Origin of the sequence: Paenibacillus lemnae (assembly GCF_012933385.1) — a bacterium.
GTDB lineage: Bacteria > Bacillota > Bacilli > Paenibacillales > Paenibacillaceae > Paenibacillus_AQ > Paenibacillus_AQ lemnae.
In genome coordinates this window covers 297,075-314,279 of sequence record NZ_JABBPN010000002.1, presented here as the reverse complement: position 1 = coordinate 314,279, position 17,205 = coordinate 297,075, and the positions used below count along the sequence as shown (strand labels likewise).

The following is a 17,205-nucleotide window of genomic DNA, read 5'->3' as shown; positions in this document are numbered from 1 at the left end:
ATGAGCATGCGTATATTGCACACTGGAGACTGGCATCTGGGGCGGACGCTGGAAGGAAGAAGCCGGCTTGCGGAACAGGAGGCCTTCCTCGAAGAGCTCGTCAGGCTTGCAGATGATCAGCAGGCGGACCTGATCATGATGGCCGGCGATGTGTACGATTCCGTCAACCCGCCTGCTGCTGCGGAGCAGCTGTTCTATGAAGCGGCTGCCCGGCTTAGTGAAGGGGGGAGGCGATTTGTGGCTATTGCTGGCAATCACGATCAGCCAGAGCGTGTGGCTTCTGTTACGCCTCTGGTCACAAAGAGCGGCATCACACTTGTAGGGCTGCCAGCAGCTGAGGCAGTAACGGTGCACGCTGTCCGTACTGGAGAAACTGCCAAAATCGCCGCTCTGCCGTACCCTTCGGAATCACGCCTGAATGAGCTGCTGTCTGTCGACGGTGAGGAGAATGAACTGCGCCGCGCATACAGTGACAGAGTAGGCAGTCTGATGAAAAAGATGGCGGGGAGTTTCACGCCTGAAACGGTCAATCTTGCGATGAGCCACATCTACGTCCTGGGCGGCCTGGAGAGTGATTCGGAACGGCCGATTCAGATCGGAGGTGCCTATACGGTAGATCCCTCGGCACTGAATGTCGGGGCCTGCTATACGGCATTGGGGCACTTACACAGGCCGCAGGCGGTCAAAGGCGAAGGTATTATGCGCTACAGCGGTTCACCGCTGGCCTACAGCTTCTCAGAGGCTGGTCAAGCCAAATCCGTGACCTTGATCGATGTGGCTCCTGGTGGAGTGCCGGTCGTGGAGGAGCTTTTCTTGAGCAGCGGCCGACCGCTGGTCCGCTGGAAGGCTAAAGGCGGATTGGAGGAAGTTTACCGTTGGCTGGATGAGGGACGTGACGCCCAGGCTTTTATTGATCTGGAAGTGACACTCACGGAAGCGATGGGGCTTGCCGATATTCAGAAACTGCGGAAGAGCCGGGACGGCATCGTTCATATCCGGCCGGTCTATCCTGAGATGGAGGCCATGGAACTGGAGGCAGAGCGTTCCAGGCTGCCGCTGCCGGATTTGTTCCGGAAGTTCTATCACCGTCAAACCGGGGGAGCAGAGCCGGAAGACAGTCTCGTTCATCTGTTCCTGGAGCTGGTGGATGAAGAAGAGCCCGAAACACCGGAGGTGAAGGGATGAAGCCGATTGTTTTGAAAGTATCGGGGCTTCAGAGCTACCGTGAGGTGCAGGAGATTGATTTTGAACAGCTGTGTGAGACAGGGCTTTTCGGCATCTTCGGACCGACAGGAAGCGGAAAGTCCACGCTCCTGGATGCCATTACACTGGCCATGTATGGCAAGGTGGAACGTGCCCAGAACGGTACCCAAGGCATCATGAACCATTCCGAGGACAGTCTGTATGTATCCTTTACCTTTGAACTGGCTTCCGCAGAAGGGGCTGAGCGTTACCGGGTAGAGCGCCGGTTCAAGAGAATGAATGAGCTGTCCGTCAGCAATGCTGTCAGCCGTTTTGTGCGAATCGCAGGAGAAGAGGAGCTCGTTATTGCGGACAAGCTGGCCGATGTGACACGGTGTGTTGAAGAGAAAATCGGTTTGAAAATGGATGATTTCACGAGAGCCGTTGTGCTCCCCCAGGGAAAGTTCGCTGAGTTCCTATCCCTCAAGGGAAGCGAGCGAAGGCAGATGCTGCAGCGCCTTTTCCATCTGGAGCGATACGGGGACCAGCTGGCGCAGAAGCTGAGCCGGAGAGTCAAGGAGAACGAGGGTGCTTTGCGAGCGGTAGAAGCCGAGCAGCAGGGGTTAGGTATTGCCGGCAAGGAGGCGGTCGCCGAGGCTGAGAAAGCTCTTTCGGCTGCAGAACTGCACGCCCAAGAGACTCGTTCGCGCCTTGAAGCTGCTATTCAGCAGAATGAGTCACTGTCCAAACTACGTGAGCTTGACGCCGAGCTCAGAAGGCTGAAACAGCACTTGAACGAGTTATCTGCGCGGGAAGATGAGCTGAAGGCATTGGAACATAAGCTGGAGCTTGCCGGTTATGCCAGACAGCTGCTGCCCGTGCAGGAAGCCAGGAAAGAATCGGCAGAGCGCCATGCTTCACTGAAACAAAGAGCAGCCGGACTGCAGCAGGCAGCAGATGAGGCCGAGAAAGATGCGATACAGCTTGCCGAAGCCGACGAGACTGCACGTAAAGAGCTGGCGTCTGAGGAACCTGCGCTGCTGTCGAGGGCAGATCAGCTGGAACAGGCCGTCATATTGCAGCGTGAACGCGAGGTGCTGTCCCAAGAGCTGGCTAAGCTGTCGGCACTAAGGAATGAAGCTAGAGACAAAATGCAGACGGTAACGGAGCAGCTGTCCAAGGAGCAGGAACTCCTGGAAAGAGGCCTGAAGCGAAGACAGGAGCTGGAAGAGAGCCTGAAGCTGCTGGAAGTACGCGCCCAGGATCGGCAGGCTCTGCAGGAAGCAATGCAGAAGAAACAGAGCATATTGGGTGCCGAAACCCAGCTGACCAAGTACGAAGCAGAAGCCCGTGAGCAACAAAGGGTGAATGCAAAAGCCGATGAACAGATCCGGGAGACGAGACAACAGGCTTCATCCGTAGATCACGAACTCATGATGTTATCCCGTGAAGGGGAGCAGCTCCGGCAAGCTGCGGCAGATGCTGTGAAGCTTAGTGAACAAGGAGCTGCTCATGCGGTCTCTTTGATCCGAGGGCTGAACCTGGATGCCAGACAGCAGGAGCTGCATGCCCTTTCGCTCTCTCTTGCAGCTGATCTTAGCGACGGCAAGCCTTGTCCTGTATGCGGAAGCTTACATCATCCTGAGCCGGCCCTGCCTGAAGCTGCCGCTTCAACTGATGATGCTGACCGCCGGTTGAAGCAGGTTGAGGCCATGCAGGAGGAGCTGCAGGAGCTGAGGCTTCAATTCCGACAGCTGTTGAACGAAGGCGTGACTTTACCTGTGCCAAAAGATAATGTCAATAGCCTCATTGCTGTTGGTCAGCAGAGCAGCAACCGCGAGTGGGAAGAAATCACATCCTCATTGTCTGAAGCGGCAGCAGGAATCCTGGTGGACGATAATCAGAAGCTGGAAGATGACAAGTTGGATATGGCGGTGTCTTCCCTGCGTGCTTTTGCAGCCGGGTTGTCAGAAGCAGCCGCGAAGTTTCGCAGCAGTGTTCATCTGGTACAAGAGAAACAGTCTTCGATTCAAAAGGATCTGGCCAGAAAAGAAGCTTCGCAGGAGCATAATCATGCCCGATTGGTACAGCTGAATGACAGAGTGAACACGGCACAGAAAGAACTTGCAGGCCTCAAGGAGGCTTGGTATGCTGCCGCGGGAAGCCTTGATTATGATTCTTTGGAGCAGCAGCTTGCAGGGATACGGGAAAAAGATGATAAGGCCGAGGCGGTGCGCGAAGGTTTGGAACGAAGTGTTCCTTTCCTGGAAGAGAAGAAAAAAGCATCCGCCAGCTTGGAGCTGCAGCTCCGGGAGCTGGAGAAACAGCTGATCCAGTGGGATGCCCAGCATCAAGGCAAGCAGGAACTGCTGCTGGAAAAAGACGGCCGCCTCCGCGCCTGGATCGGAAATGAGTCAGCAGAAGAACTGCTGACTTCATGCAGACAGCGGCTTAAATACCTTAAAGATACTGCTGCACAGACCGCAGAGCGGAGCAAGAAAGCAGAAGAACGCAAGCAGCTTGCGGCCAGAGAAGCAGCCATTGCAGGACAGGCAGCTCATTCCGCTGGCGAACATGCGGCACTTGCGGAGCGGCGATGGACTACAGACTTGTCGACATCCCCGTTCTCTTCGGAAGAGGAGCTGCTGAATGCAAGCATGCCGCCGGAAGAGATGGAGAAATCCCGTCATCTGCTTCAGGATCATCGTGACAAGCAGAAAGAATGGTCACTGCGCCTGAATGATGTCGAGCAGAAGCTGGACGGGAAGATTTTTAGTGAAGAAGCGTGGCAGGAGTGCTGCCGTTCGCTCGATGAGGGCCGGAGTGCAGATGAGTCTGCCATCCAGATGAAAGCCCGCGCACAGCGTGACCTGGAGGATATCCGGACACGGCACATCCGGTTTATGGAATTGGAGAAGCATCGTATTCAGCACGCCCGGGAAAGCGAACGTCTGTCCAAGCTTCAATCGTGTCTGCGAGGCAATGCATTTGTGGAGTACATCGCAGAGGAACAGTTAATGCAGGTCAGCCAGGCCGCTTCACAGCGTTTGCGCTATTTAACCCAGCAGCGTTACTCCCTGGAGGTAGATTCAGGAGGAGGGTTTGTCATCCGGGACGATGCCAACGGCGGCGTCAGACGTCCGGTGTCCACCCTCTCGGGTGGGGAGACGTTCCTGACCTCGCTGTCACTGGCACTCGCACTGTCTGCCCAAATCCAGCTGCGCGGGCAGTATCCGCTTCAGTTCTTCTTCCTTGACGAAGGCTTTGGTACCCTGGATCCGGAACTGCTGGATACGGTCATTACTTCTCTGGAACGCCTGCACAACGACAAACTGACGGTCGGTATTATCAGCCATGTACCGGAGCTGAGGGCAAGGCTTCCACGGAAGCTGGTCATTACCCCGGCAGGACAGGCAGGCGGCGGATCGAAGATCATGATCGAAAAGATGTGATATGATAGAAACAGAGATCCTGAAGATGAAGGAGGCCTTTGGAATGGATTGTTTGTTCTGCAAAATTGTTAATGGAGAAATTCCGTCTAAAAAAGTGCTGGAGAATGACCAGCTGCTCGTTTTTCATGATATCCAGCCTGCGGCTCCTGTGCATGTGCTTATTATTCCGAAGAAGCATATTGCATCGATGAATGATGTTCAGCCTGAGGACCTGCCTCTGATTGCAGACATCCATCAGGCGGCACAGGAAGCTGCACGGGAGCTTGGCATCGACAAGAGCGGCTTCCGGTTGATCAACAACTGCGGCCGTGATGGGGAGCAAACTGTTCACCATCTTCATTACCACCTGCTTGGCGGTACCAGACTGGGTGCGCTGGTGGGCAGCTCAAATTCACATGCCTAATCAGACATATTGCTGAAATTGCAGACAAAATGATCCTGCTGGGATGGCCATGCTAAAATAAGATGACCCAAGGTTGACACATTATTTAACTTTGCTTTATAATGAAGAATGATGAACCGTGTTATTGCTCTTGGACGGTCTGGTCGGAGGGAGGGAAAACTGGTGTCTGAAACGAAAGTTCGCAAAAACGAGACAATTGATGCTGCACTTCGTCGCTTCAAGCGTTCCATTGCTAAAGATGGCGTCTTGGCTGAAGTGAAGAAACGCAAGCATTATGAAAAGCCAAGCGTAAAGCGCAAGAAAAAGTCCGAGGCTGCTCGTAAGAGAAAGTTTTAGGAGGATATGACTCAGCATGAATCTTAGCGAACGATTGAACGAAGATATGAAGCAAGCGATGAAGAGTAAGGACAAGTTCAAACTCTCCACCATTCGAATGGTTCGTTCAACGATTAAAAATCTTGAAATAGATTTGAAAAGAAGTTTGGATGACAGCGAAGTGCTTGATATTATAAGTCGTGAAATCAAACAGCGCAAAGATGCCCTCCAGGAATTTGAAAAAGCAGATCGTGACGATCTTGCCGCCGATGCCAAAGCAGAAATTGAGCTCCTGACGTCCTACCTTCCGGATCAGCTTACTGAAGAAGAAATTAAAGTCATTGTACAGCAGACCATCCAGGAAACCGGTGCTTCTTCAAAAGCCGAAATGGGTAAAGTGATGAACGCTCTTATGCCGAAAGTCAAAGGGCGCGCGGATGGAAAACTAGTGAATCAAGTGGTTCAACAATTTCTGTAATAACATAAGCGAAGCACTCCTTGATTTGATCAAGGAGTGTTTTTTCTTTGCTTTTTAGGTGGTTTACATGGCGGGGTTATCTTTTTGAAACCAAATGGGTAAACATACGTATTACGTTATAATGTGTTCGGGAGCTTACACATATTAATAAATAGGCATCCGCTCACAAACCATGATAGCGGTTTAAAGATATGGCACGAATGATCTTTATAGGAGGAGGGTACGAGATGAGTTTTAGGAAGCTGTCGCCAAGGCGGCTTGGGCTCACACTCTTAGCATTGCTGTGGATACTCATGTCCTGCGCGTTATATGTCAATCCAGGCAAAGCGGAAGCGGCAGAGAACAGTGGGTCAGTTTATGTCATTCCTGTTAAGCAGCAAATTGAGCAGGGACTGACAAGTTTTCTTCAGCGTTCTTTTAAAGAAGCCGTGGATATGGACGCAGGGTTGATCGTTTTGGAGATCGATACACCGGGGGGCCGTGTTGACAAGGCGCAAGAAATCGGGAATTTGCTTCAGCAAACCGATATTCCGATCGTTGCCTTTATTCGCGGAGATGCTGCTTCTGCGGGAAGTTATATTGCTCTGAATGCAGATAAAATCGCCATGGCTGATGGCAGTATGATCGGCGCAGCATATATGGTGGATGGCATGGGCAATCCGGTAAAAGATGCCAAGATGGTGTCTTGGTGGAAGAGTAAAATGAAGAGTGCTGCAGAGTCCAGCGGACGTAATTCAGATATTGCAATCGGTATGGCTGGTACCAATGAGAAGGTAGAGATGCCCGAAATTAACAGAACCAATGAAGTAGGGCAGGTGATTTCTCTTTCTCCGGAGGAAGCGCTGAAGGTTGGTTATGCAGATAAGCTGGCCAACAGCACCAATGAAGTGATCGAGTGGATGGGGTACTCCACCACAGACATGTTTACGATGGAGCTCACCTTTTCTGAGAAGCTGGCTACTTTCCTGACAAACCCTATCGTTATGACGATACTGCTGTTTGTAGGTATTGCCGGTGTACTGATCGAAGTCATCGTTCCCGGATTTGGTTTTCCAGGAATTATAGGTATCATCGGTTTTGTCCTGTACTTTTTCGGTAACACCGTTGCCGGGTTTGCCGGAACTGAGACGTGGCTGCTGTTCATTATCGGGCTCGTATTGCTGGCAATGGAGCTCTTTGTTCCAAGCTTCGGTATTCTAGGCGTCATCGGCTCGATCAGCCTGGTGTTCGGCGTGGTCCGTGCAGCCTACAGCACCACTCATGTTGCCTGGTCGTTGGGTATCGCGTTCCTGTGTGCACTGGTTGCCATTGTGGTGGTTGCGGTCGTGTTCAAGGAACGGGGAATCTGGAATAAGTTTATTCTAAGCGACAGCTTGTCCAGAGAAAATGGATATATTCCGATAGCCGACCGTGATATGCTAATCGGCTTGACGGGAATTAGTGTTACTCCGCTTCGTCCAGCTGGAACTGCCGAAATTGAAGGACAGCGTCTGGACGTCGTATCCGCAGGTGGATTTGTGGCTGCCGGAACTCCTATTAAAGTGCTAAAGACCGATGGGACCCGGATTGTAGTTGAAGAAACCACAGTCGAATAGCACAAGAGTGCGGCTAATTCCGACAAAATAAGATTAAGAATTTGATAAGAATTTTTTATTTGGTACAATGGTATCAACAAATAAATAGTATGGAGGTAGATGTATTTGAACTGGGATGACTCAATGATCACTATTCTTTTAATTGGGGTTGTCGGTATTATATTGCTGAGCGTGTTCTTCAGTTTTTTCCCGCTTATGCTCTGGATCTCGGCGATCGCTTCCGGCGTTCGCGTCGGTATTATCACATTGGTAGCCATGAGGCTCCGCCGCGTTACACCAAGCCGGATTGTGAATCCGCTGATCAAAGCTACAAAGGCAGGGCTTGGATTGAACATTAACCAGCTGGAAAGTCATTATTTGGCAGGCGGTAATGTTGACCGTGTCGTTAATGCATTGATTGCTGCACAGCGCGCCAATATTCCGCTCGAATTTGAACGTGCCGCCGCGATCGACCTTGCAGGCCGTGATGTGCTGCAGGCGGTACAGATGAGTGTTAACCCTCGTGTTATCGAGACACCAATCGTAGCTGCAGTTGCTAAAGACGGTATCGAAGTGAAGGTTAAAGCTCGTGTAACCGTACGTGCCAACATTGACAGGCTCGTCGGTGGTGCAGGAGAAGAAACGATCATTGCCCGTGTCGGTGAAGGGATCGTTACAACGGTCGGTTCTGCAGGTTCTCATAAAGATGTTCTGGAGAATCCTGACTTGATGTCCAGAACGGTTCTATCTAAAGGACTGGATTCAGGTACTGCATTCGAAATTCTGTCGATTGATATTGCGGATGTGGATGTAGGCAAGAACATTGGTGCATTCCTGCAGACCGAGCAGGCAGAAGCTGACAAGCGTATTGCTCAGGCAAAAGCTGAGGAACGCCGTGCTATGGCCGTAGCTCAAGAGCAAGAGATGAAAGCACGTGTCGTAGAGATGAGAGCGCGCGTTGTGGAATCCGAGTCCGAAGTACCGCTGGCTATGGCTGAAGCGCTTAGAAGCGGACAGTTGGGTGTTATGGATTACATGAATCTCAAAAATATTGAAGCTGACACTCAAATGAGAGGCCAGTTAGGTAAAGTAAATGAAAACAATGATAATCAGAACGATTCCAGAAATAACAAATAGGAATGAGGCGAAGCCTTCATGGAGTGGATCTTCGATAATTTATTCATCGTGGCCATTGCCGGGTATTTTCTCCTCTCCTTCTTAGGTAAACTCGGCAAGGGCGGTGAACAAAAGCCGTCACAGATGCCAACCTTCGGCAATGAAAAGGAACGCCGCAACCAGCAGCCACGGCCCGCAGGATCACAGCCTGCAGGCCCGCCTGCCGCAGAATCGGATTCACGTCAGCTTTCCAGGCGTTCAACAGACTCATCAGATCGTGAACAGGGCAGGTATGAATCTCCTTATCATGAGCAGGAAGAGGTTCAGGACGCGTATGAAGATGCGAAATCCCGATTGGAATCAGCCGCTGAAAACCTTGATACCCGAAAAGTCAGTGAAGGTATGGAAGAACGGAAACGGCAGATGCAGCGAGATCTCGAAGGTGCTTTTGCTGATTTGGATCGTTTGGATTCTGGGTATAAATCACCGCTGCAGGAATCAGCGTCGGAGCAGTCACAGCCTCAGCTCAGCCAATCAGATCTTGCAGATCGAGCTGTACAAGGGATCATTTGGTCTGAAATTTTGGGTCCTCCAAGAGCGAAAAAGCCTCTTGGACGACGCCGTTAAACTTTATACAGCAAAACTGTGCAAACAGGCCGTTCGGGCAATGTCCCGAACGGCCTGTTTTTTTGCGCTGAAACAGCGGTCTGTCGGGGATGTGCTGGCATAATCAGGCAGCTGGAGGCATATGGTGTACAGTACAGGAAGGGGGAAGGGCTTCATATGTCCCGCATCAGCCGCAATCTGCAGAAATGGACTCAGGATATACTCGATTTGCCTCAGGATTTGCTGTTTGACTTGCCGCGGTTGACCCTGATTGGCAATCATGAACTTCATATTGAAAATCACCGGGGAGTTATTCAATTCACATCAGAAAAACTTGTTTTGTCCCTGAACGATGGAGCTTTGGAGATTTCTGGTTCCGGCCTCTCGATCCGGGCAATTCAGAGCACAGAAGTGACAGTGGCGGGAAAAGTACAGCATATACAATACATAGAAAGAGGGGGAAAACCTTGAATATTCCGACAATGATATATATCCGCGGATACCTGAAAGTAAGGGTGCGGGGAGAACAGCTGCCGTCTTTCATTAACGCCTTGTCGGAAGCGGCGACCCCCGTCTGGGAGATCAAACCGACAGGAGAACAGTCTGCAGAGTTCAAACTCCTGCTGTCTGATTTTAAGGGTTTAAGACCCCTGTTAAAAAAGACAGGCTGCCGGACAACCATTCTGGAACGTCATGGCCTTCCTTTTCGTACATCTCATTTATGGAAGCGAAAGATTTTCGCGGCCGGCATGGTCATCTTCTTTTTTACGCTAATGCTGCTCTCTTCCATGGTGTGGAACATTGAGGTTGAAGGTAATGAGAAGATCGCTTCTGAGGATGTGCTTGAAGCGGCCCACAAAGAAGGGGTGTACACTTACCAATGGATATTTCGTCTGAAATCACTGGACAGGCTGTCTGCTGACCTGACCGCACAAATTCCTGGGACCTCATGGGTCGGTGTGGAACGAAAGGGTACAAGCATTACAATCCAGGTAGTCGAAGCCTCAGTTCCTAAGAAGCCTGTTCTGCAGAGTCCGCGCCATCTGGTCAGTACTGCGGATGCCGTGATTACGTCTATATATGCTGAGAAAGGCGTTCCGAAAGTTCAGGTCAACACCAGAGTCAAGAAAGGTGAAGTTTTAATTTCCGGTATATTGGGAGACGAAGAAAACCAAAGGTCTGTTGTAGCAAAAGGAGAGGTTAAAGGCCTCGTCTGGCATGAATATCAAATTGAAGTACCGTTAACGAAAAAGAAAAATGTGCTCACCGGAGAATATAAAAGTAAGTCTTACCTCGTATTGGGCAATCGTGCGGTCCAGCTGTGGGGGTATGGTGATGTGGATTACGAAGTCACTAAGACGTTAAGCTTGTATGATCCTCTGACCTGGCGCACCAAACCGCTTCCATTCGGGTGGATGTCCGAGAAAGTGATGGAGGTACAGCAGACTACAGAAACCATTACAGAGGATGAGGCGAAAAGGCAGGGACTGGAGAGCGCATTTCGTGACATTTTGGCTAAATATGGTGCTGAAACACGTCTTGTAGGCCAAAAAATTTTGCATGATAAGAAAGAGAATGGTAAAGTTTATATGAAAGTACTTTTCGAGGTGGAAGAGTCCATATCGAAAGAGCTTCCCATAGTATATAACCAAGGAGAATGAGGCTATTTGTCACAACAAACGACCAGCACTCACATTCATTTGCAAAGCGCGTCTGAAGGGCTTTCTTTATTCGGACCCCAGGATACATTTCTTAAAATGATTGAATCCCGCATACCCGCCAGGATTGATTCGCGGGAAGCTGTGTTGACCATAACGGGTGAACCAGCTCATGTGGAAAGCCTTCAGCAGCTGTTTGACGTACTGCTTCAGCTTGTCCGCAATGGATACATTTTGACAGAAAGAGATGTTAATTATGCCGTAGACCTGGCTATCGATTTACGTGCAGATCAACTGCTCGATCTTTATAAAGGCGAAATCACGACAACATTCCGGGGTAAGCCGATCCGGGTTAAGACAATCGGACAGAAGCACTATGTGACTACGATCAAGAAGCGTGATATTGTATTCGGGATTGGCCCGGCCGGTACCGGTAAAACCTATCTTGCGGTCGTTCTCGCTGTTGCTGCCCTGAAAGAAGGAACGGTTAAGCGGATTGTCCTCACACGTCCGGCTGTCGAAGCAGGCGAAAGTCTGGGCTTTCTCCCAGGCGATCTGCAGGAGAAGGTTGATCCTTATCTACGGCCGCTGTATGATGCGCTGTACGACGTGATGGGACCAGACCAGACAGCCAAAGCACTGGAGAGAGGCCTCATTGAAATCGCGCCGCTTGCTTATATGAGGGGACGTACGCTGGACGATTCATTTATTATATTGGATGAAGCCCAGAACACGACACCGGAACAGATGAAGATGTTTTTGACCCGTCTGGGATTTGGCTCCAAAATGGTCATTACCGGCGATGTCACTCAGATTGATCTGCCCCGCGGCAAGAAATCAGGACTTGTTGAAGCCAAAATGATTCTTGGTGAGATTGAAGATATCGGATTTGTTTATTTTGCTGAGCAGGACGTTGTACGGCACTCTTTAGTCCAGAAAATTATCGTTGCATATGACAAAGCTGCAGAAAACCAAGTTTAAAGGGGATTGTCGCTATGGCCATTACCAAACCATCGACGGACAAGTCCATATCAGATAAAAATAACAGGTGGAAATATAGCGTGGCAACACGCTATATTCTGTTTTTACTGCTTGCGCTGCTGATTTATATCAGCCTGTCGATCAAGCTTCTCCCGGAGCGTTATGATATTCAAGTTGGTACGCGCAGTGAGAAAAATATTCCTGCTCCGGCTCAGATCGAGGACAGCAAGGCTACATTGAAAGCACAGGAAGAAGCAGCAGAACGTGTGCAGCCCATTTATACATATGTACCTCTTCGGAATGATGTTTTGGTGCAGCAGCTGTTCGAGCGGATTGACCGCCTGAATCAGGATGAGGTATCCGTCCAGGATAAAATCTCAATCTATCGGGAAGAAATTCCGCAGCGCGTGAACGATTTTGTCAACAGCTTTATAGCGGGCAACCGGGGGTCGGAAGGATATCCGGACGAACTGCTGGAGGAAATGAAACGTGTTATTGAACAGCAGGCGTATCGTGTGCCGGAAGAAACTTTTATCAAGATACCCCGGCTTGAAGGCGAAGAAATTACTCAGATGAAATCGGTGGCCCGGGATATCGTGTCACGATTGATGAATGAGATTGTCGATGCCCAGACAGCAAGAGCCAAGGTGGCCGAGCTGGTCAGCACCAGTTCGCTGAACGACCGGACCGCCCGTGAAGTCGTACAAGAGCTGGTCCGTCTCTCTATTACGGCAAATAAATTTTATAATGAAGTGGCAACGAAGGAAGCGAAGGTCGAGGCGAGAGAAAACACACAGCCGGTGTTCATTAAACAGGGAGACATTCTCGTTCAGAAAGGTCAGCTGATTACACCTGATATTTATGATTTTCTGAGCAAGAACGGCTTGCTGAAAGATGAAGTGACATATTGGCCGGAACTGGGACTGCTTCTCTTTTCCGTCCTGCTCTCTTTTGGGGTGCTGATGTTTATCCGTCAATCGGACGTCAATTTATTTAAATATAACAACTCTCAAATATTAATGCTGGTACTTATCTATGTTATTACACTGATCAGCATGCACCTGGCAGGATTTCTCCAGAGTGAGGAACGCATTTATGTAGGCTATCTGGCTCCTGTTGCCATCGGCGTCATTCTCGTTACACTGCTGATGGACATCCATCTGGCTTATTTCAGCGCTATGATTTTCAGTATTCTGGCCAGTGTAATTCTGAATGTGGATAAGAGCCAGATGTTTGATTTCCGGTTTGGATTTTTTGCTGTCGTTACATCATGTGTAGCGCTGTTTGCAATCCACCGGGCCAGTCAGCGCTCTGCCCTGTTGAAGGGGGGCATTATGGTGTCTCTGTTCGGTGCCCTGTCTGTGCTTATCATCCTTCTGGTTCATGATTCCACATGGACTCGCGCAGAAAGCTTGTACGCACTTGGCTTTGCGATTGCCGGTGGGATTTTGACGGCAGTGCTCGTGATTGGCTTGATGCCATTTTTCGAAGTAACATTCGGTATTTTGTCTGCTTTGAAGCTGGTGGAGCTGTCTAATCCGAATCATCCGCTGCTGCGTAAACTGCTGACTGAAACACCAGGGACGTATCATCACAGTGTCATGGTCGGAAACCTATCTGAAGCGGCTGCGGAAGCAATCGGAGCGGATGGCCTGCTGTGCCGTGTAGGATCTTATTATCATGACGTGGGCAAAACAAAGCGTCCGATGTACTTTATCGAGAACCAGAGTAATATGGAGAATCCGCATGACTCTCTGGAGCCGAAGCTGAGCAAGTCGATCATTGTTGCACATGCCCGGGACGGAGTTGAAATGCAGAAAGACTATAACCTTCCGAAGCCGATCCGGGATATTGCCGAGCAGCATCATGGTACAACATTCCTTCATTTTTTCTACCATAAAGCGATGAAGCAGGCGCAGGAGCAGGGTGTTGAACCGGATTTTACAGAAGATGATTTCCGTTATCCCGGACCGAAAGCCCAATCGAAGGAAGCAGCGATCGTGGGTATTGCTGACAGTGTGGAAGCAGCGGTACGTTCCTTACGTAAGCCAACCGTAGATCAGGTTGAAAACATGATCGAGAAGATCATCAAGGGCCGTGTCGATGACAATCAACTGAATGAATGTGATCTGACGATGAAAGAGCTTGATATTATTTCCAAAACATTAAAAGCGACAGTCATGGGGATTTTCCACTCCCGTATAGAGTATCCTGAGGACATGAAGAAGACCAAGACTGACCTTCCTGTGGATTCAGGACAGCGTGACGAAAAGAAAGATCAACCATGATGACATGAGGAGTGTGTAAGGATGAGCTTGCAGCTGGTATGGAATAATGAGCAGACTGATTTTCCGATCACGGAAGAACTGATCACGCTTCTGGAGAAGATTTTGCAGCAGGCTGGCTTGTCCGAAGGGGTTGAAGACGGCGAAGTGGACCTGACTTTTGTGGATAATAAGCAGATCCATGAGCTTAACAGAGACTACCGCGGCATTGACCGCCCGACAGATGTGCTATCCTTTGCGATGAATGAGGAGCATGATGAAGAGCTGACCATTATTTATGATATGGACGAGCATGATGAGCTGGGTGAGGTGCCTGAAATTCTGGGTGACATTGTAATTTCCGTTCCGCAGGCTAAACTGCAGAGTGAAGAATTCGGACATTCTCTGGAGCGTGAGCTCGGATTTCTGTTTGTCCATGGCTTTCTCCATCTGCTGGGTTATGACCATCAGGATGAGGACAGTGAGTCTGAAATGATGGCAAAGCAGGAAACCGTACTTGAACAAGTGGGATTAAAAAGGCAGTGAAACCTGAACGCCATGATTTCGCAGCCAGTTTCAGATATGCCTGCCATGGTATCCTGCATGCTCTGAAATCGGAAGTTAACCTCAAAATTCATGTATCCGCCGCAGCAATGGTATTTTTAGCTGCGGCACTGCTGGATGTGGGGAAATGGGAATGGCTCAGCTTGCTTCTGGCTTCAGCGCTTGTTATTTGTGCAGAGCTGTTCAACACGGCAGTAGAAGCTGTGGTGGATCTGGTATCTCCCGAGTCTCACCCCCTGGCACGTATTGCGAAAGACACGGCAGCGGGTGCTGTCCTAGTGACGGCGGTATTCGCCGCAGCCGTGGGTATTATCGTCTTTTACGGACCAGTGACAGCATGGTTTAAATCTTGATAAGCAATTGAGCTGGAGGCATATATGAATAAAACAACGTTTAAATCAGGTTTCATCGCCATTATTGGCAGGCCGAATGTCGGTAAATCAACCTTGATGAATCAAGTGATCGGCCAAAAAATCGCGATTATGTCGGACAAGCCGCAGACCACCCGCAACAAAATTCACGGAGTCTATACGACCGATCATTCTCAGATCGTATTTCTGGATACCCCGGGGATTCATAAGCGCCAGTCTAAGCTGGGGGATTATATGAACCAGACAGCACTAGGCACTCTGGGTGAAGTGGAAGCCATTCTGTTTCTGATTGATGCTTCAGAAGGGTTCGGCGGTGGAGACCGCTTTATTGCAGAACAACTTAAAAATGTGCAGACACCGGTCATTTTGGTTATGAACAAGATTGATAAGATCGAGCCGGAAGCACTTCTGCCGTTAATAGATGAGTACCGCAAGCTGCATGATTTTGCCGAGATCATTCCCGTCTCAGCAAGTCTTGGAAACAATGTGAGCACACTGCTGAACCAGCTGCAGAACTATCTGCCTCCCGGACCTCAATATTATCCCGAGGATCAGGTCACCGATCATCCGGAGCAGTTTGTCTGCGCCGAACTGATTCGCGAGAAGATTCTGCACATGACGCGTGAAGAAATTCCGCACTCCATAGCGGTCACGATTGAAGACATGAAGGTAGAGAAGAATGGCACTGTTCATATTTCGGCCGTCATTTTTGTAGAGCGGGATTCTCAGAAGGGAATTATCATCGGCAAACAGGGTTCACTGCTCAAAGAAGTGGGCAAGCAGGCCCGCCATGATATTCAGAGACTGCTGGGCTCCAAGATTTTTCTGGAGTTGTGGGTTAAGGTCAAAAAAGATTGGCGCAACCAGGAACGGGTTCTACGCGATCTCGGATTTCACCGCGGACAGTAATGTTGATCTATAACCTTCTCACCCAGAAAACGTATTCTAAGCTTCTCCCAACAATTGCAAATCATAAATCCTCTGCCGGCGCACATCCTAACTCATAGATGGGAGACGTCATTTCCTAAGAGAGGATGAATACGAATGCGAGATTTTTCGTGGAAGTATTTTGCAATGACTGGAGATGTCGATGCATATCTGCTGTATAAAGAATCCGGCATTACAGGAGAAGCGGAAGAGGTACCGGCTTTTGGTGAAGAGGTGGTTCAGCATGAAGAGAACGATTGATTCCTGGCTGTTTCAGGAATGGTTGGGTGATAAGGCATGCTACACAGGGTGGAAGGCATCGTCATCCGCAGTATGGACTACGGCGAAGGGAACAAGATCATTACACTTTGCACCGAAATCTCGGGCAAGGTAGGGGTTCTGGTCCGGGGCGCCAAAAAGGTGAAGAGCCGGCATGCTGCATTGACTCAGCTTTTTACGTATGGTGAATATGTTTATTTTAGAAATGGTACCGGTCTCGGAACGTTGAATGCCGGTGAGATTATAGAATCCCATCATCTGCTGCGAGAGGATCTGTTTAAAGCCGCCTACTCCTCATATGCCTGCGAGCTGCTGGACCGGGTGCTGCAGGATGAGGAGACAGGTGCTTTTTGGTTTCATCAGCTGAAAGCCTGTCTTGCTTCATTAGAGGACAATAAAGATCCTCAAATTATTATCCATCTCTATGAGATGAAGATTCTTCAGGCTGCCGGCTATGGGCCGGAACTATCCGTTTGTATTTCCTGCGGTCAGGAGCGCAGCGATGAAGATATGCTAATCAGTCCGCGTCTGGGCGGTGTTCTGTGCCGGTACTGCAAGCATCTGGATCCTCCTGCGATGACATTGACACCGCGCACATTGAAACTGCTCCGGCTGTTTGCGCGTCTGGATCTACGAAGATTAGGCAATGTTGATGTCAAGGCGGAGACCAAGTCAGAACTGAAGCTCATTATGCGGGCCCTGATGGATATGCAGCTGGGGCTTCGGCTGAAATCACAGAACTTTCTCGATCAGATGGACAAATATGATATTTGACGAATGTCTCAAATTTAGGTATCATATGATATGATTTCTTTGATTTAAATAATCATGCGTTGAACGGGAAATTCGTGTATGGGAGTCCTTAGTTAGATAGCGAGCCGGTGGTGGTGGAAGTCCGGTGGAAACCCTCCATGATGATGGCGTCCCTGGAGCATGCTGCAAGTGATAAAGTGGGTCTTGCAAGAGACCAAGTAGGGTGGAACCGCGGGAAGCTCATGCTCTCGTCCCTATGTCTGTACAACAGGCGTAGGGCGG

Annotated in this window: 17 protein-coding genes; all 17 read left to right on the top strand. The window is 49.8% G+C overall.

Translation table 11 applies throughout. The annotated features are described in order from the left end of the window. The first annotated feature begins 6 nt into the window (after nucleotides 1–6). The 17 genes from HII30_RS03430 (at nucleotide 7) to recO (ending at nucleotide 16,944) form a co-directional block, all read left to right on the top strand. Nucleotides 7–1,185, top strand: coding sequence for an exonuclease SbcCD subunit D (locus HII30_RS03430; protein WP_169503526.1), 1,179 nt, complete (start codon nucleotides 7–9; stop codon nucleotides 1,183–1,185). After that, complete coding sequence (locus tag HII30_RS03425) at nucleotides 1,182–4,634, top strand: SbcC/MukB-like Walker B domain-containing protein (RefSeq protein ID WP_169503525.1); 3,453 nt, start codon at nucleotides 1,182–1,184, stop codon at nucleotides 4,632–4,634. Before HII30_RS03430 ends, HII30_RS03425 begins: the two co-directional genes overlap by 4 nt. Nucleotides 4,635–4,677: 43 nt before the next feature. Next, on the top strand, nucleotides 4,678–5,037 hold the full coding sequence (locus HII30_RS03420) for a histidine triad nucleotide-binding protein (RefSeq protein WP_169503524.1): 360 nt from the start codon (nucleotides 4,678–4,680) through the stop codon (nucleotides 5,035–5,037). A gap of 162 nt (nucleotides 5,038–5,199) precedes the next feature. Further along, nucleotides 5,200–5,373 (top strand): 30S ribosomal protein S21, encoded by a 174-nt coding sequence (gene rpsU / locus HII30_RS03415; RefSeq protein ID WP_005547957.1) that lies wholly within the window; start codon nucleotides 5,200–5,202, stop codon nucleotides 5,371–5,373. A gap of 16 nt (nucleotides 5,374–5,389) precedes the next feature. Continuing rightward, on the top strand, nucleotides 5,390–5,830 hold the full coding sequence (locus tag HII30_RS03410) for a GatB/YqeY domain-containing protein (protein ID WP_169503523.1): 441 nt from the start codon (nucleotides 5,390–5,392) through the stop codon (nucleotides 5,828–5,830). Nucleotides 5,831–6,057: 227 nt separating this feature from the next. After that, nucleotides 6,058–7,425: an NfeD family protein gene (locus tag HII30_RS03405; RefSeq protein WP_169503522.1), complete on the top strand. Its 1,368-nt coding sequence runs from the start codon at nucleotides 6,058–6,060 to the stop codon at nucleotides 7,423–7,425. 123 nt (nucleotides 7,426–7,548) lie between these two features. Further along, complete coding sequence (floA, locus tag HII30_RS03400; RefSeq protein WP_211184397.1) at nucleotides 7,549–8,541, top strand: flotillin-like protein FloA; 993 nt, start codon at nucleotides 7,549–7,551, stop codon at nucleotides 8,539–8,541. An 18-nt stretch (nucleotides 8,542–8,559) separates the two neighbouring features. Further along, nucleotides 8,560–9,147, top strand: coding sequence for a hypothetical protein (locus HII30_RS03395; protein ID WP_169503520.1), 588 nt, complete (start codon nucleotides 8,560–8,562; stop codon nucleotides 9,145–9,147). 156 nt (nucleotides 9,148–9,303) lie between these two features. Further along, nucleotides 9,304–9,597, top strand: a complete 294-nt coding sequence (gene yqfC / locus HII30_RS03390; RefSeq protein ID WP_169503519.1) for a sporulation protein YqfC — start codon at nucleotides 9,304–9,306, stop codon at nucleotides 9,595–9,597. Continuing rightward, nucleotides 9,594–10,787, top strand: a complete 1,194-nt coding sequence (gene yqfD / locus HII30_RS03385; protein ID WP_169503518.1) for a sporulation protein YqfD — start codon at nucleotides 9,594–9,596, stop codon at nucleotides 10,785–10,787. Before yqfC ends, yqfD begins: the two co-directional genes overlap by 4 nt. A gap of 6 nt (nucleotides 10,788–10,793) precedes the next feature. After that, on the top strand, nucleotides 10,794–11,765 hold the full coding sequence (locus tag HII30_RS03380) for a PhoH family protein (protein WP_169503517.1): 972 nt from the start codon (nucleotides 10,794–10,796) through the stop codon (nucleotides 11,763–11,765). A gap of 14 nt (nucleotides 11,766–11,779) precedes the next feature. Next, the gene (locus tag HII30_RS03375) at nucleotides 11,780–14,053 is read left to right on the top strand and encodes an HD family phosphohydrolase (protein WP_169503516.1); all 2,274 of its coding nucleotides are present in this window, start codon (nucleotides 11,780–11,782) and stop codon (nucleotides 14,051–14,053) included. A 21-nt stretch (nucleotides 14,054–14,074) separates the two neighbouring features. Further along, nucleotides 14,075–14,575, top strand: coding sequence for an rRNA maturation RNase YbeY (ybeY, locus tag HII30_RS03370; protein ID WP_169503515.1), 501 nt, complete (start codon nucleotides 14,075–14,077; stop codon nucleotides 14,573–14,575). Continuing rightward, complete coding sequence (locus HII30_RS03365; protein WP_169503514.1) at nucleotides 14,572–14,946, top strand: diacylglycerol kinase; 375 nt, start codon at nucleotides 14,572–14,574, stop codon at nucleotides 14,944–14,946. Before ybeY ends, HII30_RS03365 begins: the two co-directional genes overlap by 4 nt. Nucleotides 14,947–14,970: 24 nt before the next feature. After that, a complete protein-coding gene (gene era, locus HII30_RS03360; RefSeq protein ID WP_169503513.1) occupies nucleotides 14,971–15,873 on the top strand; it encodes a GTPase Era in 903 nt (300 codons plus the stop codon). A 135-nt stretch (nucleotides 15,874–16,008) separates the two neighbouring features. Continuing rightward, complete coding sequence (locus HII30_RS03355) at nucleotides 16,009–16,152, top strand: YqzL family protein (protein ID WP_169503512.1); 144 nt, start codon at nucleotides 16,009–16,011, stop codon at nucleotides 16,150–16,152. A 36-nt stretch (nucleotides 16,153–16,188) separates the two neighbouring features. Next, nucleotides 16,189–16,944: a DNA repair protein RecO gene (gene recO / locus HII30_RS03350; RefSeq protein WP_169503511.1), complete on the top strand. Its 756-nt coding sequence runs from the start codon at nucleotides 16,189–16,191 to the stop codon at nucleotides 16,942–16,944. The last annotated feature ends 261 nt before the right edge of the window (nucleotides 16,945–17,205 follow it).

What these genes read in the sequence shown, in the direction of transcription:
- HII30_RS03430 (WP_169503526.1), top strand. Translation starts at nt 7, where the DNA reads ATGCGTATATTGCACACTGGAGACTGGCATCTGGGGCGGACGCTGGAA.
- HII30_RS03425 (WP_169503525.1), top strand. Translation starts at nt 1,182, where the DNA reads ATGAAGCCGATTGTTTTGAAAGTATCGGGGCTTCAGAGCTACCGTGAG.
- HII30_RS03420 (WP_169503524.1), top strand. Translation starts at nt 4,678, where the DNA reads ATGGATTGTTTGTTCTGCAAAATTGTTAATGGAGAAATTCCGTCTAAA.
- HII30_RS03410 (WP_169503523.1), top strand. Translation starts at nt 5,390, where the DNA reads ATGAATCTTAGCGAACGATTGAACGAAGATATGAAGCAAGCGATGAAG.
- HII30_RS03405 (WP_169503522.1), top strand. Translation starts at nt 6,058, where the DNA reads ATGAGTTTTAGGAAGCTGTCGCCAAGGCGGCTTGGGCTCACACTCTTA.
- floA (WP_211184397.1), top strand. Translation starts at nt 7,549, where the DNA reads ATGATCACTATTCTTTTAATTGGGGTTGTCGGTATTATATTGCTGAGC.
- HII30_RS03395 (WP_169503520.1), top strand. Translation starts at nt 8,560, where the DNA reads ATGGAGTGGATCTTCGATAATTTATTCATCGTGGCCATTGCCGGGTAT.
- yqfC (WP_169503519.1), top strand. Translation starts at nt 9,304, where the DNA reads ATGTCCCGCATCAGCCGCAATCTGCAGAAATGGACTCAGGATATACTC.
- HII30_RS03375 (WP_169503516.1), top strand. Translation starts at nt 11,780, where the DNA reads ATGGCCATTACCAAACCATCGACGGACAAGTCCATATCAGATAAAAAT.
- ybeY (WP_169503515.1), top strand. Translation starts at nt 14,075, where the DNA reads ATGAGCTTGCAGCTGGTATGGAATAATGAGCAGACTGATTTTCCGATC.
- era (WP_169503513.1), top strand. Translation starts at nt 14,971, where the DNA reads ATGAATAAAACAACGTTTAAATCAGGTTTCATCGCCATTATTGGCAGG.
- HII30_RS03355 (WP_169503512.1), top strand. Translation starts at nt 16,009, where the DNA reads ATGCGAGATTTTTCGTGGAAGTATTTTGCAATGACTGGAGATGTCGAT.
- recO (WP_169503511.1), top strand. Translation starts at nt 16,189, where the DNA reads ATGCTACACAGGGTGGAAGGCATCGTCATCCGCAGTATGGACTACGGC.